At 51.2% G+C, this 15,875-nt stretch carries 16 protein-coding genes; 8 read left to right on the top strand and 8 right to left on the bottom strand.

Annotated elements, in window-relative coordinates; all coding sequences use genetic code 11:
• Positions 1–231 precede the first annotated feature (231 nt).
• From Q1A69_RS14600 to Q1A69_RS14590, 3 genes are read left to right on the top strand one after another with little or no spacing between them, the layout of a single operon-like run.
• The gene (locus Q1A69_RS14600) at positions 232–765 is read left to right on the top strand and encodes a hypothetical protein (RefSeq protein ID WP_299586801.1); all 534 of its coding nucleotides are present in this window, start codon (positions 232–234) and stop codon (positions 763–765) included.
• A 56-nt stretch (positions 766–821) separates the two neighbouring features.
• The gene (locus Q1A69_RS14595; RefSeq protein ID WP_299586798.1) at positions 822–3,329 is read left to right on the top strand and encodes a TcfC E-set like domain-containing protein; all 2,508 of its coding nucleotides are present in this window, start codon (positions 822–824) and stop codon (positions 3,327–3,329) included.
• Positions 3,329–4,291, top strand: a complete 963-nt coding sequence (locus tag Q1A69_RS14590; protein WP_299586796.1) for a hypothetical protein — start codon at positions 3,329–3,331, stop codon at positions 4,289–4,291. Before Q1A69_RS14595 ends, Q1A69_RS14590 begins: the two co-directional genes overlap by 1 nt.
• 420 nt (positions 4,292–4,711) lie before the next feature.
• On the opposite strand, the gene Q1A69_RS14585 is transcribed toward Q1A69_RS14590, so the two are convergent.
• Positions 4,712–5,395 carry a fimbria/pilus periplasmic chaperone gene (locus Q1A69_RS14585; protein ID WP_299586793.1) on the bottom strand — a complete coding sequence of 228 codons (684 nt, stop codon included), beginning with the start codon at positions 5,393–5,395 and terminating at the stop codon, positions 4,712–4,714.
• Between the two features lie 103 nt (positions 5,396–5,498).
• Positions 5,499–5,822 carry a hypothetical protein gene (locus Q1A69_RS14580; RefSeq protein ID WP_299586791.1) on the bottom strand — a complete coding sequence of 108 codons (324 nt, stop codon included), beginning with the start codon at positions 5,820–5,822 and terminating at the stop codon, positions 5,499–5,501.
• Between the two features lie 451 nt (positions 5,823–6,273).
• Here Q1A69_RS14580 and Q1A69_RS14575 point away from each other — a divergent pair, with 451 nt between their 5' ends.
• The 5 genes from Q1A69_RS14575 (at position 6,274) to Q1A69_RS14555 (ending at position 10,746) form a co-directional block, all read left to right on the top strand.
• Positions 6,274–6,966, top strand: a complete 693-nt coding sequence (locus Q1A69_RS14575; protein ID WP_299586788.1) for a glycerophosphodiester phosphodiesterase family protein — start codon at positions 6,274–6,276, stop codon at positions 6,964–6,966.
• Positions 6,950–8,158 carry a glycerol-3-phosphate dehydrogenase/oxidase gene (locus tag Q1A69_RS14570; protein ID WP_299586785.1) on the top strand — a complete coding sequence of 403 codons (1,209 nt, stop codon included), beginning with the start codon at positions 6,950–6,952 and terminating at the stop codon, positions 8,156–8,158. Before Q1A69_RS14575 ends, Q1A69_RS14570 begins: the two co-directional genes overlap by 17 nt.
• A 121-nt stretch (positions 8,159–8,279) precedes the next feature.
• Positions 8,280–9,257, top strand: coding sequence for a tRNA dihydrouridine(20/20a) synthase DusA (gene dusA, locus Q1A69_RS14565; protein ID WP_299586783.1), 978 nt, complete (start codon positions 8,280–8,282; stop codon positions 9,255–9,257).
• Between the two features lie 54 nt (positions 9,258–9,311).
• Positions 9,312–10,307, top strand: a complete 996-nt coding sequence (tal, locus tag Q1A69_RS14560) for a transaldolase (RefSeq protein ID WP_299586780.1) — start codon at positions 9,312–9,314, stop codon at positions 10,305–10,307.
• A complete protein-coding gene (locus Q1A69_RS14555) occupies positions 10,288–10,746 on the top strand; it encodes a TerB family tellurite resistance protein (protein ID WP_299586777.1) in 459 nt (152 codons plus the stop codon). Before tal ends, Q1A69_RS14555 begins: the two co-directional genes overlap by 20 nt.
• A gap of 61 nt (positions 10,747–10,807) precedes the next feature.
• Here Q1A69_RS14555 and Q1A69_RS14550 read toward each other — a convergent pair whose 3' ends face one another.
• The 6 genes from Q1A69_RS14550 to Q1A69_RS14525 all read right to left on the bottom strand — a co-directional run bounded on the left by Q1A69_RS14550 (position 10,808) and on the right by Q1A69_RS14525 (position 15,833).
• Positions 10,808–11,326, bottom strand: coding sequence for an STAS domain-containing protein (locus tag Q1A69_RS14550; RefSeq protein ID WP_299586774.1), 519 nt, complete (start codon positions 11,324–11,326; stop codon positions 10,808–10,810).
• A gap of 206 nt (positions 11,327–11,532) precedes the next feature.
• Positions 11,533–12,711 (bottom strand): response regulator, encoded by a 1,179-nt coding sequence (locus tag Q1A69_RS14545; protein WP_299586772.1) that lies wholly within the window; start codon positions 12,709–12,711, stop codon positions 11,533–11,535.
• 38 nt (positions 12,712–12,749) lie between these two features.
• Positions 12,750–13,655: a VacJ family lipoprotein gene (locus tag Q1A69_RS14540; RefSeq protein ID WP_299586770.1), complete on the bottom strand. Its 906-nt coding sequence runs from the start codon at positions 13,653–13,655 to the stop codon at positions 12,750–12,752.
• Positions 13,656–13,829: 174 nt separating this feature from the next.
• Positions 13,830–14,612: a putative DNA-binding domain-containing protein gene (locus Q1A69_RS14535; protein ID WP_299586768.1), complete on the bottom strand. Its 783-nt coding sequence runs from the start codon at positions 14,610–14,612 to the stop codon at positions 13,830–13,832.
• Complete coding sequence (locus Q1A69_RS14530) at positions 14,593–15,438, bottom strand: DUF692 domain-containing protein (protein ID WP_299586766.1); 846 nt, start codon at positions 15,436–15,438, stop codon at positions 14,593–14,595. Before Q1A69_RS14530 ends, Q1A69_RS14535 begins: the two co-directional genes overlap by 20 nt.
• A gap of 80 nt (positions 15,439–15,518) precedes the next feature.
• Positions 15,519–15,833: a hypothetical protein gene (locus Q1A69_RS14525; RefSeq protein ID WP_299586763.1), complete on the bottom strand. Its 315-nt coding sequence runs from the start codon at positions 15,831–15,833 to the stop codon at positions 15,519–15,521.
• Between the last annotated feature and the right edge of the window lie 42 nt (positions 15,834–15,875).

Raw genomic sequence — 15,875 nt, 5'->3', positions numbered from 1 at the left:
CTTATAAACAACCAAGCAACCGTCACCCCTACCCACAAAGATAAAATAATCAATAAAAATGTCGCATAAAACCTTACAAGACACTCAATGCAACCAATTACAGAGCAAACCTAGAATAAATTACTATCCTTGCGGGGCCGCATAATGAATCGGCAAGAGTGCAACTCGGAACAAACAATAAAACTGGCAATAATAATTAGGATGCCAACTTTCCCTTAAAAGGATAAAAATATGAAAATAAATAATTTTAATCACGCCTTACTCGGCGGAACAATAGTCTGTCTAACTCTTGCAGTATCGCCAGGGTCTTTTGCCGTAGATGATACGGCGCTATCGGATATCTCTTTACAATTCACTGATGCTATTGATATCGCTGCTGTAGAAAATGTACAGATTGTTGACCCTGCAACTGGTACAGATGCTACAGCAATCGAAGATTTTTGTATTGCGGGTATGGGTTTTAGTACCTTTCAAATTCTTTTCGAGAGCGACAATGGCACCGGTGTATTCGAGCTTGTCGGTGGCGGAAATAAGGTTCCCTACCTTGTCGGCTATGACAATAGTACCGCTGGCACATTTACACCTATCGTTGAGGGTACACCCCTTATTGGGCAAGCACTCAATGATATAGCCACCAGCTGTATTGGCGTTGCGGACAATTCCCGCTTTGAAATCACCATTTTGAATGCAAGCTGGGAAAACGGCACTATTCTAAGTGGCGGCCCCTATACCGATGCACTAACAATAACGGTAACCTCTGAGTAATTGGTTCGGCGGCTGCATCCTAGATTCAGCCGCCAACAAGATACCCTAGAAGCCCTATGACAATAAAATTTATCAAGTTATTTACTTACTCCTTCTGCATTCTCTTTGTTGTATCTAAAAGCGCGCTCGCAGAGATAGCAACCAAGCCACCGATTGAAACAAGTATCCCAAGTGGATTTGAGGACCTGAGTGGCCCACAAATTACAGGGGCTGACATTTACTACGGCGGCCAGTTAATCGGCGTATCGGAAATCACCGTATTCCCAAAATATATAGAATTTAATGACCCCACAGCTGTGTTTAATTTGCTTCCAGTCACGTTAGATTCCGAACGACTTAAAGAGCTCCTGCAACAGCCACAGAATAAAAATACACATCGAATATGCCACAATTTATCACAACCTGACTGCGGATATTTAACGCCTGAAGATTTCGCAGTAATTTATGACAATGACAATTACCGCCTCGATGTGTATTTCTCCCCCGACTTATTGCCGCATCAAGAAGCAATCAGCGATCCTTACTTGCCAGCCTCGAGCAGCAAATTCTCCCTGGTGCAAAACCTAGGGGCAACTTGGTCAGGGACAAAGTCCGAAGGCATCGATAACAGCTATAGAGCAACCTTTAACGGCACCACCATTGCCGGGTATGGCGAGGGGGCTCTACGCAGTGATTGGCACTTCTCGGACGAGCAGGGCACTCAGATTAGCAGCTTGCATTGGGCCAAGGATTTTCGCGGAAAAATCTACTCCGCGGGATTATTTCAACCACAGGGAAACTTCGGGTACTTTACGCCTTCACAAACCATTTTTGGCGTAGAATTTCGTAATTCAGACCACACCCGGACAGATATTTCGCATCAGCAAGGTGCTCTTATTGAAGTCAACATGCCTGTGCGCGGGCGAGTGGAAATCTACCGGGAAAACCGCCTGATTCACAGTGAGTTGCTTAGCGCAGGCAATAAATTGCTCGATACATCAAACTTGCCTAGTGGCGCTTATGATATTGAGATTCGGACCTTTGATGAATCTGGCCGCCCCCTCACAAGCTTCTCAGAATTCTTTGCCAAAGATTTTTATCTGCCGGCCCCAGGAGAGTGGCACTGGAGCTTATTGGCGGGGATGCCCACAAAATCGAACAGCTATAGCGACCTGCCAAATTACTACAATGAAGGACTTCTACAAGCCTATTTAGGCCGCAGAGTCTCAGAAAATATCGCTTTATTCAGCGCAATTTCCGCCACTGAAAACCAACAACTCCTGGAACTGGGAACCCGTTGGATAGGTGCACAACTCGAACTCTCACCGAATGTTTTAATAGGCTCAAAAGGACAGTATGGCTACAGGCTTGACGCGCGTCTCAGAACGCCACTCTTTACATTAAATGCCTCAACGGCGGACACCAACAAAGAAGACTCCTATGACTTCTCTAAATACGCATTGCTTCGCAATGGCTTGTCCTACAGAAGCGTAGGTATTCAAAGTCAATTTTATGGTGGGAGTCTTGCCTTTAGATACAGCAAAAGAAACCGTACAAATATTTTCTATGCCGACACCTCATCACTAGAGAATATCACCCGCAGCAATCGCAAACTTGCCACCCTTTCTTACCAGCGCACAATTTTGAAAAAAAATAATTGGTTCGGAGATATTACTTTTTCGTACAACGAAGCAGACAATGAAAAATATTCAAGTATTGATTTTCAACTTCGACATCAAACTAACCAGTGGCAACACCTCGCCAACGTTCGCAGAGAATTTGGCGACAACCCGAGTAATGATCCCCGTAGATTCAGCCTTGACAGCAAATGGAATGATCGTGAACTTTGGGCCGCCGAAGTAGAGCAAGCCTTGGGAGTAGAATCCACAAAAAATGGCTACTATCTAGAAAGCCGTAGCCGCCTGTCAGGCCACCAGGGTTTTATTCACTCATCAATCAGCCTGAGCGATGAAAACAACAACCGTACAACCAATTATCTCGGCAGTTTCAGCACAAACCTTATTGCCGCAGGAAAGCAGTTTGCCTGGGGAGGGGAGAGATCTCTGGAAAGTGCCATTATCGTTGATATCGATGGCAGTAAAGATAAGGATTTTGAAGTTCTCGTGAATAACTCACGCCGTGGTTATGCCAAAGGCGGTAAAAAATCCGTAATTAATCTCCAGCCTTTTCGCAGTTACGATATCACTTTACGGCCTCTTGACGATGGTTTTTATGAATACAAGGAAAAAAGTCAGTTTGTCACACTATATCCAGGAAATGTGACCGAGGCCAATTATATCATCCAACCACTGTACGTAATAATGGGAAGGTTAACGTCTTTTGGCAACGGCATTCCAGACACATTAGTTACCATCGACAGCCACCGAGTAACAACTGACAGATTCGGCGTGTTTCAATTAGAAATCCCCATTGACATTAACGGGTATTCCAACCTAGAGGTTAAGTGGCTTAACTGCAGCATTGATGTTCAGGTAGAAGAATCTGGGGAAAACTGGATCAATCTTGGCACACTGCAACAATCCGATGCCTATTGCCTGCCCCCCTTCAAAGTAAGCAAAAAATAATGAAAAATATTAAAAAACGGTATCAAAGAATTTCCCAAATTTGGATACATACCTTCGCAGGCGTGATATTAATGCAGCCCTTTGAAGCCCTGGCCGTTTGCACGGGAAATACCCAACTACGAACCTGCAATCTACAGGGCAGCCATACGATCAACTATGAAGCTAGCAGGAAAGATGTGGATTTTACCTTACGCAGCAATAGTGGTGGTCATGCGCAACCTTTCGCTATTAAGGTTGAACATGCCAGCGGAGGCAACTTTCGTTTGCTTTCTGACAGCGGTGAAGAGCTGGAAGTAAATCTCACTTTTTCTTACAGGAGTAGATCCTCCACTCCATTATACCCGGGCCAATTTAGCCAACAATTTCCAGGCAATCTCAACGACATAAATAGTCTACTGAGTGTTAACGTTGATCCGTCCTCCTCCATAACTTCCAGTTATTACCACGGAACCTTTCAAATGGAGGTTATGCAGTATTTGAACACCTCCTCAGAGATTTCTCAAACCGTGAATTTTGATATTGAACTAGAGGTTAAGCCAAGCATTAAAATTCGAAATCTCGGCAATATTTATATTAATGGTTCTCACTTCCATCCCGGCCAAGATATTATGGGCTATGAAGATTTCTGTGTGGATGGTAAAGGTTTTAGTAGTTACCTGGTGAGCTTGTCCAGTAGAAATGGGATTTCCTCAGATTTCAAAGGAACAACCATGTTTCAACTCAGCAACCCCATGGACAGCCTCCCATACGCTGCATCTTTTACCGATGATATGAATCAAACTAAAAGTACCCGAACACTCAATTCAGGGCATACTCGGGCCACCCTTACGAATAACCACCGGCCAGGCGCCTGCCTAACAGACAACGCTAGACTCATTGTCTCTATTCCAGCCGGCAGCTGGGAACAGGCACGTGGCTCCTACTATACTGATGTTTTAACCGTGACAGTGACCAGCCAGTAACGCTAAATAGTAAAAAGAAAAACTGTTAAGGCCTGCACTATTCATGGGAAGGTTAAGCATTTTTAGCTAACACTGGCTATAAAACCTAAAAACCTAAAAACCTAAAAAAGAGCATCCAGCCTTCCAGAATCCATAAATCCAAACATACCCCAAAATGGCCATAGCAACCTGTGAAGGCAAGTGGGTATTTACCTAGCTGTCACAGACATAACCTGTCACCGTAGAGAAAGCAATTACTCCCTTAGGGGCATCGCTATAAGGTTTCGCCTTGATATCCGTTAGCGCCAATTTAGGAGAGTTTCAGAGCAATAAAACTGAGGGGAATTAATATGAGAACTGCCTTTAAAGGATACTAAAAGGGCCATGGATGTGACGGTACCGCAAGACAGAATTGCAATGCCTTGCGGTATATCCCCATACTCACCCCTCTAGAGGGAAGCGGATTCTTTCACTTTTTTGTCCACGCAGTAATACTTCAAGCTCACCTTTGGCCGGCACATCGGCCACCTCGATACTGGTACCAGCATACAGTCGGCCTGAAGTTTCTATTTTTTCGCATTCTGTTTCAGAAAAACAATGGCGCACCTCAACAACTTCGACATTAATATTGCCCTTATTGGTGAGATGATAAGTACCGCCGTCCTCTAACAATCCAACCTTGTAAGCTCCGTCCTCTGGCTGGACAAATACCAGCGCCTGATAGGCTACAAGAATTTTCAATGCGGTTTGCTCGGCTTTAATTTCACCGACTACTGGTCTAAAGGTTACCCGATAGACCTTTTCCTCATCCAGGTTGCGATCGAGGGCCATAAAACGGAAGCGCTTTCGCTCACCAGGGCTTAACACAGCCTTTGCGGGGCTCACCAGCAGCTTGAATTCATCGGGGTTTACGACCCTGATTCTCTCTTCATTCTCCCGACCGGGATTGTCTACACGGAAAATTTCCGTTTTTACATAAAGCGGCTCTTCATCCGGATTACTGACGACGATATCATCCCTTGAACTGGGACCATCTTCCAAATAGAGAACAATTTTATCCACCGACATAGCGGCCATTGCTGGCTGGACAACCAGCAATATAAAGACAATAAATAGCTTTTTCATAAGTAACCGAGTAATTTTAGAGGTTCTTATTCGAAATACGTTATTACGCTTAGACGAAAATGGCGACTGTTTAAACTTGCATAGGAATTCATGTGCAAGATAGTTATTCTGCGCTAATTATCAACTCTGAAACTCCTTTGGTATCCAGTTCAGATAAGCACCCCTGTGCACCCAAATCGAAAGCTTGCGCACTGTTACTGAGTTTCTGCTTCAAAATCGACACACTGATGTGCTGGGTCGGTACATTTTGTAGACAGAAGTCATGTTGATTGCCAGCCTCAGCCTGCCTCCAAGTTGTTTTCGACGGAAAAATTAACATAATTTGTGCCGTAGCTGTGGCTGAACTATTAGCGGCAGCTGTATTCCCTGCAAAAATACAAGTGAAACACCCAACAAGGAAAATCACTATCAATCGAATACTGGCCATAGGCGCCTCACACCTCTTTACAATACGGAAAACTACATCCGTACAGACTACAAATGGGCGATCCACTCTAATTTTAGCAATGGAAGTGCACGCTGCCACTTGGGCAGCCAGAAAGAACCGCTAAATAGGCCTGGGTAGCCCTGCGGGCATTTCAAGCAGATCTCTATCGGGCACTGTGGATCGCACAAAACCTCCGCCCTTTACGAGAGCTACCGCACAGTGACTTCAGCCCGCAGGCCTCATCCGGCGAGGACTCTAAAGATTTCACTCATCTAAGGGGAAGCTTCATTCGCCTCCAACTTTCACCCCCACTCCACTTGCAACAGCCCCGCCAAGGTCTATTTTTCCTGTAAGCCCCGGTTCCACCCCGGGCCGATTGAGCCTTGGGTTACTGAGCGCCAAGCGCCCATATCCAGCCAACAATAACGCCTGCTTTCCGGATTTTATTCACATGCTAATCGCACACCGAGGCGACAAAACCCGCCACCCGGAGAATACGATCGCCGCCTTCGAGGCTGCCCACAACCTAGGCGCCTGTGCCATCCAGTGCGATGTTCGCTTTAGCCTTGACGGCACCCCCTGGTGCTTTCACAGCGATACCCTGTCTCTGCCCAGCGATAAGCGCCAACACTTTTTCCACGAGCTGAGGGATTCGCAACTCAATCGCCAACCGATTGATTCTTTTTTGCAGCTCGTGGATTGGGCCAGCTGTCACCGGCACCTGGATTGGTTTGTGGGTATTTCCGCAGCCAATATCGCTAACATCGGCTTTACCAAAGCGGTGCAGAAGCTCTTGGAACAAATGCGCAATGAGCGCGAGTCCTTTGCCCTGCTCACACAGGATTGCCGCAGTCTCCGCGCCGCCCGCAATATGGGCTGGGATCGCGTGGCACTGCAAATCAGTAACGTGCCCCGCTGCCTATCGGCCGATATCGTCACGCTTGCCCCGGAGTACCTCCTGATTCGCGACAGTTTTGTCGACTGCGAGGAACTACCGCCCGGCCCCTGGCAGTGGGTTATCTACGAAATAAACGCCACCGAGGAGGCCGTACTTTGGCGCCGCCGCGGTGCTCACCATATTCTCACCGGTAATCTGCCTTTGCTGATGCGCTCTCGGGAAGCCAGTGATGTCTACGGATTTTGATGTTCTGGTAGTTGGCGCGGGAATTCTCGGCGCCGGTACCGCCGAGGCCCTGGCCAAGGCCCGTCACTCGGTCGTCATACTGGAACAACAGGGTATCGCCGCAGCGACTTCCTCACGCTCCTCCAAACTTATCCACGGCGGCTTGCGCTACCTGGAAAGTGGGCAGTTTAGTCTCGTCTACGAATGCCTGCGCGAGCGCAGCTGGCTACTGGAAAACAAACCCCAGCTGGTGCGCATGGTGCCTTTTTATATACCCGTCTACCGCCACAGCAAGCGGCCGCCGTGGATGGTCAGGCTGGGGCTCAGCCTTTACGCCCTGCTCTCTGGTATTGGCAGTGAGGCCTCGCGCTTTCGCGCTTTGTCCAAATCCGAGTGGGATACATTGCCAGGCCTGAAAAGGGAGGACCTACTCGCGGTATTTCGCTACTTCGATGCACAAACAGATGACGCCGCCTTAACCCGCGACGTCGTTGCATCCGCCATCGCTCACGGCGCACAAATTATCTGTCCGGGCAGCCTGGTGGGTGCGGAACTCACCGAAGAGGGAGTACGGGTTGACTACGTAGCCGACGGTAAGCTGAACACCCTGCACACCCGCGCTCTGGTCAACTGCAGCGGTCCCTGGGTGGCCACCACCAATGCGCGCTGCTCACCCCCAGTGTCCCTGCCCCCCATCGATCTCGTAGCCGGCACGCACATACTGCTGCCACTGTCTCTGGGCAATAAGATTTTCTATGTTGAGGCGGAAGACAATCGTGCAGTTTTCGTGATGCCCTGGCAGGATAAGACCCTAGTAGGTACGACCGAGCGCCCCTTCTGCGGCGATCCTCGGGAGGTCGCTCCCACAGTCGAAGAGGAAGCTTACCTACTGCGCACCGTACAGCAGCACTTTACCCAAACCCGCGGCCTGCGGGCCGAGGATATTTGCGAAAGTTATGCCGGGCTGCGCGTCCTGCCAGAAGCGGAGAAGAGTCCATTTGCCCGCTCGCGGGAATCTATGATTTGCTGCGACAATGAACGACGGCCGCGTATCCTCGCCGTTGCCGGCGGCAAGCTCACCAGCTACCGTGCCACCGCGCGCAAACTGGCGAAAAAACTACAGGCTACCTTGCGAGAAAAAGGCCCTTCGCGCAAAAATCCTCCACCGAGCAGTAGCCCTACCAGCGCCTCGGAAAGAGAGCGCAACCTGTAACATTCCCCGCAGCCCCCTCGAATTTCACGACACTGATATATATCTTCCTTAGGGTCTGGGTTTTACATCCCATATAATGCCCGGCTACTCTGATTTTATGACTTATTTTTACACGTAGTTTATGTCCCAATACAGCCCCCACCGCTTTTGTACTGCCCCTCTGCTCGATTGGAGTGACCGCCACTGTCGGTATCTGTGGCGCCTAATGAGCAAGCGTGCGCACCTGTACACGGAGATGGTGACCACTGGGGCGATATTGCACGGGGATCGCGAGCGCCACCTGCAGTTCGATGCCGCCGAGCTGCCCGTTGCATTGCAACTTGGCGGTAGCGATCCGCGCGAACTGGCGGAATGTGCCCGTATCGCCGAGGAGTGGGGCTACGCAGAAATCAACCTGAATTGCGGCTGTCCCAGCGACCGCGTGCAATCCGGCCGTTTTGGCGCCTGCTTAATGGCGGAGCCCGAAATCGTGGCCGCGGGCCTGAGTGCTATGCGCGATGCCGCCTCGATTCCAGTCACCGTCAAACACCGTATCGGTATTGACGATATGGAGGACTATCCCGGCCTGACCCGTTTTATCGAGGCCCAGGAAGCCATTGGAACTGAAACGTTTATCGTACATGCGCGCAAGGCTTGGCTGCAGGGCCTCAGCCCAAAGGAAAACCGCGAAATCCCACCACTCAATTACGACATGGTTTACCAATTGAAAAGGGATTACCCGCAGTTACAAATTGTTATTAACGGCGGCATCCAATCGCTAGAGGAGTGCCGGCAACATTTGCAACAGGTGGACGGTGTTATGCTGGGGCGCGCGGCCTACCAGACCCCGGCGATTCTGTCACAAGTCGATCGCGAATTATTTGGGGAGAATGAGGGGCCGGATGCCGCGGAAGTGGTCGCGCAAATGCTGCCCTACATCGAGCGGGAACTGAGTCGTGGCCAGCGCCTCAATCATATTACCCGGCATATGCTCGGGCTCTTTCAGGGGCTGCCTGGAGCGCGTAGATTCCGACGTCATCTCAGTGAGAATGCACACAAGAAAGACGCGGGGCCAGAAGTTGTGGAACAAGCTTTATCACTGGTCACTCAGGCAGCTTAGGCAAGGCCCAGAGTTTCAGCTGAAAGGAAGCCAACAATTACCGAGGGATTCGCTATGAATAAACTGGAACAACTCAAACAACGCAGCCAAGTGGTGGCCGACACAGGTGATATTGATGCCATTCGCCGCTACCGCCCACAGGATGCCACCACTAATCCCTCCCTACTTTATAAGGCCGCCCAACTCCCCCAGTACAAAGGCCTGATCCGAGAATCCCTGGATTGGGCTGCGCACCACCAAGGCAGCGCCAGCCCTACCGAAACGGCCCGCCTGGCCACGATCAAACTGGCCGTTGCTATCGGCAGCGAGATATTGCAGTTAATTCCAGGTGTGGTCTCCACGGAAGTGGATGCACGCCTTTCTTTTGATACACGCGCCACTATTGACTATGCCCGACACCTTATCGCGCTCTATGAGCATGCGGGCATAGCGCGCGAGCGGGTACTGATCAAGATTGCCGCCACCTGGGAAGGCATCGCCGCCGCTGAGATCCTGGAACGGGAGGGGATTCACTGTAATCTGACGCTGTTGTTCAGCCTGAGCCAGGCTATCGCCTGCGCCGAAGCCGGGGTCACCCTAATATCCCCATTTGTCGGCCGTATTCTCGATTGGCATCTGGCCAATGGAGACCGCAAGGCTTTCAGCGGTGAAGAGGACCCCGGCGTACTCTCCGTGCGCAATATTTACCACTATTACAAATCACGCGGCTACAACACGGTTGTGATGGGAGCCAGTTTTCGCAATACCGCAGAAATCGAAGCGCTGGCAGGATGTGATCGACTGACGATCAGCCCACAACTGCTTCAATCCCTGGAAGAGAGCGAGGGCTTACTGGTCGGCGGGCTTCCCACGGTCAACGAGCCGCTACCACGCCCGGAAGGACGACTTGGCGAGGCGACATTCCGCTATCTGCAGAACAGCGATGCCATGGCCACCGAAAAGCTCGCCGAGGGCATTCGCAATTTTGTCAAAGATCAAGAGCGGCTCGAAATGCTTCTGCAGAGCCAAGTAATGGGACACCGGGAAACTGATGCTGCAACAAATCCGTAAGCTGTTTGAACAGATTGGCAACAGTGCCGATGTTGAAATGCACGATGAAAAAGACGTGCGTATGATCAGTGCTGCCCTACTGGTTGAGGTGGCAACGGTGGATCAAAAGCTCGACCAACGCGAGCGCGATACCCTGATTGAATTGCTGCGCCAGCACTACGCACTGGAAAACCAAGATGCCACAGAGATCATCGATGAGGCTATTGGGCAGCGCGAACGCGCCACTTCCCTGTTTGAATTCACCCAAGCGGTCAACGACCAGTTCAATGAGCGGGACAAATATCTGCTGGTGCGGCAAATGTGGCAGGTGGCCTTTTCCGATGATGTTATCGAGGCTTTCGAAGAACACCTTATTCGCCGAGTCTCCGAATTAATCTACCTACCCCACGGGCTGTTTACACGCGCGCGGGCCGAAGCTCGGGATATGCGCGGTAACTGAAACACTGAATCGGTACAATATTAAAGTGGCGTGGTGGGAGTCTTTCTTAGACGCGCGGGTTTTAGTGTAGGCGCGCAGAGGGTTTGCCGTGGGGCTCGCATTCCCGCTCCAGGGTATGGACCAAATCACGAAAGGTTTCCGCATTCTGCTCGTTCATGCTCATCAACACCCGGTGAGCTTCCAGCACTTTTTCCCGCGCGGCGCATTCGTCGGGTGTTTGGCAAACCAGTGGCTGTGTCTCCACAGAAAATTTGCACTGTTCGTCGCTGATCTCCATCAGGGTGTCGAACCCCATCGCATCCAGCAAGTGCCAAATACCTTTATTGGCAAGGAAAACCAGAGGTTTTTGGCAACCGCGTTCCTGTGCGCGAATAGCTATCTTAGCCATCAATCCGAGAGTCGTGCTGTCGACACCCTCCGCTGTGTGGAGGTCGAAAGCCACGCCGGCGAAGTCACTTCGCGCAAACATATTGTCGATAAAACTATCGAACGAAGTGCATAGGTTGAGCCTGACATCACCCATCAACTTGATGATATAAACGCCTTCGTGGGCGCCAACCATAATTTGCCCGGACTGCATAACAACCCCTGGCTCACCCGCACACACTTAGAGGATGGAAGTGCGCTTAGATGGCTAAAGTTCACTGGTAGGGCACAAACGCTTTTGGCGGTTTTACCGCCTCGGCACTTTTGTGCATAAAGTGGGCGGAGCTTACTCCTGACTGCATGGACTGACAAGGGCGCTAGGGCATGAAATTCGACTACCTGGTCGACAAAGAATAGGCCCTATCCACGGGTGAGGGTGAGAATCGTAATATCGTCGGGCAGCGCGCCAAAAGTATCTACTTTCAGGCTTTCACACAGCATATCCAGTTCACCATCCGCAGCGGCAATCAACTGTAATAGCCGATCCTCTTTCTCCAATAAATCCCCTTCGAGCAGCTCCAGAACACCATCGGAACAGGCTACCAGTCGCCAACTGGCGGGAAGCTCCGCGCGCATTACCTGCCAGTCACCTCGCTCAAAAATCCCCAGAGGCCGCCCCTTGCCCGGCAGCCAGTCAGCCCCCGCGGCACTGGCGAGCGCCGGCATGGGAATCTGCCCTGCAACCGCGTAGTGCAGCTGGCTCGCGGCGGTATCCACCACACCGACAAACATACTGGCATGTTTGCCCATGCCGGTGGATAAAAGCTCGCGGTTTATCAGCTCCAGTACCTCCAAAAGGTCTGTGCCGAGCGACTCCAGCTGGGAAAACAGCGGGCGCTCGCGCAAGCGGTGCATGATGGTATTTTTGATTAGTGCAGTGACTAACGCGGAGGACACACCATGGCCGGAGACATCCACCAGGTAAAAAGCCACAAAGCGCTCGCCAAACAGGCCGTAGTCAACGAAGTCACCACTGAGGTACAGAGAGGGGACCAGGCGATAGGCAACAGCGATGCCGCCGGGGTAAACATAGGGGCTGCGGGGCAACAGGTGCTGTTGCAACAAGCGGCCGGCCTCTTGGTCCCGCCGCAACAGCTCAATATGGTCGCGCAGCTCGCTGTTGCGCTCCTCCAAGGCCTTGCGGTATTGAATATTCTGCTGGGCGAGGTTTTCCTCTCCGGTGATACGGCAGATCACACTGTCGATCAGTGCGGCCTGCTGAATAGGCTTTATCAGAAAGTCACAGGCGCCCAGGCGCATGGCCTGTAGCACTTGATGTAACTCGCCGCTATCGGCGATCATTAAAACCGCAGTGCCCGGAGAGAGATGCTTGATTTTGCGCAGTACTTCCAGCCCGTCCATATCGGGCAGAAGCAGATCTACGACCACCAGCTGGAAAAGTTCGGGGGAGAATTGCTCGATGCCCTGCTGGCCGCTGTCGGCTACAGCGACCGACAGCCCCTGACGCGAAAGCGCTCCGCGCAAGAAGTTGCGGGAGCACTCATCATCGGTCAGTAGCAGGCTACTGGGGCCGGCCACGGCAGGCCCTTATAGGAGAGGGTTTAACTCGTTGATGCTCAGTAGTCACTAGACTCTTCGACTTCACCCTGATCGATGGCCTCAGCGGCTTCGGTCTCGGTGTCCACATCCACTTCACCATTCACGATGAGGAAGTCGCGACGCTGTAGATAAGCATCGCGCAGCAATACATAGCGATCCCCCTGCAGCAGAGATTCCGCCTTTAACAGGCTGGCGCGGCTTTGGATAATGTCGGTTGCTTTAAGGGTATAGCGGGTGGCATCGTGATCCACATAACTCAAGGGATTGGTGTAGTAATCCACAACTCTGGCCGGGGTATCCCGCACAGTAGAGGGGCCCAGTAATGGCAACACCAGATAGGGACCCGAAGGTACCCCCCAAACCGCGAGGGTTTGCCCAAAGTCTTCGCCGTCTCCCCTCTCCAACCCCATATGCTTGGCGACATCGAAAAGGCCGGCGATACCAATAGTGGTATTAATCAGCAAGCGGCCCGCATCGTTCCCAGCCTGACCCAAGTTGCCTTGCAACACACCGTTAAAAGTATTGGACACTTCACCCAGGTTACTGAAAAAGTTACTGACACCCTGCTGCATAAAGATCGGGGTAATCTGCCGATAACTCACCGCAGCCGGCTTCAGGACATAGCGATCCGCACCATCATTAAAGCTGAATATTGCACGGTTGAAGCCTTCCCAGGGATCGCGCAGGGCAAAGTTTGCCCCTTCTTCGCCACCAAATTCATCCGCGGGATCAAAACCGTATTCATCCTCCAGTGACCCACTTTCATCACCGGTGGCCGTATTCTGCTCAACAGGCTCAGACTGGATTGAAACTGCGGGGGTGGCCGCCGCTCCAAATGGATCTTGTTGCGCCAAAGCGCCCAACGGGGAAGCGGCCAGTATCGTGGCCATCAACCAGGGCGATAAATCTCTGCGTCCTAGCAAAACCCTGCTCCTCTTTTAACAAAAATTAAGGCCAAGGATTCTAACGCCCTCGCAAACTGTAAACCACCCTCGGCAGCATAGCATCTGGGATTCGTCAAAGATGAGGCAGTTTCAGGCAAGCACACGCCGTCACCAAAAAGCAAATTGCGCCAAAAAATGGAATGCCGAGGACGTTTACCCGATACTCTGGTGCCGCAGCCCGGCAATCACACCTTTATCCAAAAGCTTTTTCAGTAACTCTCCCCCAAACCCATAGAGGGTTTCTCGGTCGACTTGAGGCAGCTCCGTGGCAATCTGTCCCAGCAGTTGCTCCCCTGTACTCTCCCCTTCAGAGGCCAACTGTAACAGGCGCGCAGTCACCGCATTGATCTCCATAAAGTTGACCTCTTCGTCGAGGCCGCGGTAGACCAGCAAAAAGGTGGGCGATTCTGCCGGCTCCTGTGGTTGAAAGTCGGGGCCGATACGATGCACCGAGTAGCTGTAGCTGAGACTCCACACCAGCGGTGAGACCACCGGCACAGAAGTCAGCAGATCGCCCTGTCGATCCAAGCCAGTAGGTATTTCCTCAGTACTTACGTCCAGGGCCAACTCCACCCACTCGTAGTGGGCCAACTCCAATAAAAATGGTGGATCACCTTTCCGGTGGCCCCGCTCATGTTGCAGATAGGTGAGAAATTCCTCACTAATCTGCAGGAAGTAAGGGCTCTTTGCGCTATGGCTCTGGACAAAATCCCGTACCATTGCGTGCCAGTATTCATCGCTGTAGAGACTGCGCAATACAGGAAAACCACTGGCAATAAATGATTCGATATTGTTGTAAATCAAGTCCCGGTATATAGCCACGCGCCGGTCTTCAATGTCCCTAGGTGCTGCGATGTGTTCGGGGGCCCGTAAGTGGGCGACAAAGTCCCGTTGCAGTCCCTGGAATCTGGCAGTTTTATCGGCGACTGAGGACATAGGGTTCTTCTACTTGGTAGCTGGCCTGGGTACGCTTGATCTGCTGAACCTCTTCGAGCAGTTGTGGCATGGGCGGAATATTAAAGTCACGCTCCAGCAGTGTGGGCATAACACCGTGAATTTCGTAGGCCTTATCCAAAAGCTGCCACACTGGATCAATCACCGCGGCACCATGCGTATCCACTTTCAGGTCATCCGCTTCATCGTAATGCCCCGCCACATGCACATAACGCATTCGCTCAGAGGGGAGCGAACAAAGAAATTCGAGGGGATCATAGCGGTGGTTGATTGAGTTCACATAAATATTGTTGACGTCCAATAAAAGATCGCAGTCCGCCTCCTGCAACACGGCTTGCAAAAATGCCAACTCACTCATTTCCTGACCTGGAGCGGCATAATAAGAAACATTCTCCATGGCAATGCGCTGTTCCAGGGTGTCCTGTACCATACGAATCCGCTCGGCGACATACATCACCGCTTCCTCCGTAAAGGGGATCGGCAATAAATCGTAAAGATGTCCCTGGTCCGAGCAGTAACTCAAATGTTCACTGTAAAGACGAATATCGTGCTCGCGAATAAATTGCTTAATAGAAGCGAGCAGTTCCATATCCAGCGGATCTGACGAGCCGATGGAGAGAGACAAACCGTGCAAAATAAATGGATGCCGCTCGCTCAGCTGGCGAAACCAGCGGCCATAGCGACCACCAACACCGATCCAGTTTTCCGGTGCCACCTCGAAAAAATCCACCGCATTCGATGACAGATCCTCTCCCATCATAGAGCGACGCAGTCCGAGACCGGCCCCCTCCACTGAATAATTGCGCACCTCGATTTGCCTCTGTTACTTATGGAAAGAGCTAGGGCGGTACTTTATGCCGTACCGCCCAAGTCGTGCGGGACGGAATATTAATTACCGCATTTACCTTCGCCGCACTTACCTTCTTTCTTCTTACCTTCGCCGCATTTCCCTTCGCCGCACTTACCTTCTTTCTTTTTGCCTTCGCCGCACTTACCCTCTTTCTTCTTGCCTTCGCCGCACTTACCTTCTTTATCCTTATCCTTGTGATCGTGATCGGCCAATGCCAGGTTGTAGCCAGAGTTCAGCTCTTCAGCGGCAAACGGGTTGGCGTCGCTATTGGCTGCAGACACATTCATAGCCGCAGTGGCAATAAAAGCCGCACCAACAGCAGCCGCAACCGGGGAAAGATGTTTCTTGTTCATAAAAAATCTCCTAACTAATACCCTGTGTAATAAAAACCTTTA

Source organism: uncultured Microbulbifer sp., from assembly GCF_947498635.1.
GTDB classification, from domain to species: Bacteria; Pseudomonadota; Gammaproteobacteria; order Pseudomonadales; family Cellvibrionaceae; genus Microbulbifer; species Microbulbifer echini.
Note: the sequence above shows the minus strand (reverse complement) of the source record. Positions and strands in the feature narration are given on the sequence as shown.

Coding starts and splice junctions, on each gene's coding strand:
- Q1A69_RS14600 (WP_299586801.1), top strand. CDS start 232: ATGAAAATAAATAATTTTAATCACGCCTTACTCGGCGGAACAATAGTC.
- Q1A69_RS14595 (WP_299586798.1), top strand. CDS start 822: ATGACAATAAAATTTATCAAGTTATTTACTTACTCCTTCTGCATTCTC.
- Q1A69_RS14590 (WP_299586796.1), top strand. CDS start 3,329: ATGAAAAATATTAAAAAACGGTATCAAAGAATTTCCCAAATTTGGATA.
- Q1A69_RS14585 (WP_299586793.1), bottom strand. CDS start 5,395: ATGAAAAAGCTATTTATTGTCTTTATATTGCTGGTTGTCCAGCCAGCA.
- Q1A69_RS14580 (WP_299586791.1), bottom strand. CDS start 5,822: ATGGCCAGTATTCGATTGATAGTGATTTTCCTTGTTGGGTGTTTCACT.
- Q1A69_RS14575 (WP_299586788.1), top strand. CDS start 6,274: ATGCTAATCGCACACCGAGGCGACAAAACCCGCCACCCGGAGAATACG.
- Q1A69_RS14570 (WP_299586785.1), top strand. CDS start 6,950: ATGTCTACGGATTTTGATGTTCTGGTAGTTGGCGCGGGAATTCTCGGC.
- dusA (WP_299586783.1), top strand. CDS start 8,280: ATGTCCCAATACAGCCCCCACCGCTTTTGTACTGCCCCTCTGCTCGAT.
- tal (WP_299586780.1), top strand. CDS start 9,312: ATGAATAAACTGGAACAACTCAAACAACGCAGCCAAGTGGTGGCCGAC.
- Q1A69_RS14555 (WP_299586777.1), top strand. CDS start 10,288: ATGCTGCAACAAATCCGTAAGCTGTTTGAACAGATTGGCAACAGTGCC.
- Q1A69_RS14550 (WP_299586774.1), bottom strand. CDS start 11,326: ATGCAGTCCGGGCAAATTATGGTTGGCGCCCACGAAGGCGTTTATATC.
- Q1A69_RS14535 (WP_299586768.1), bottom strand. CDS start 14,612: ATGTCCTCAGTCGCCGATAAAACTGCCAGATTCCAGGGACTGCAACGG.
- Q1A69_RS14525 (WP_299586763.1), bottom strand. CDS start 15,833: ATGAACAAGAAACATCTTTCCCCGGTTGCGGCTGCTGTTGGTGCGGCT.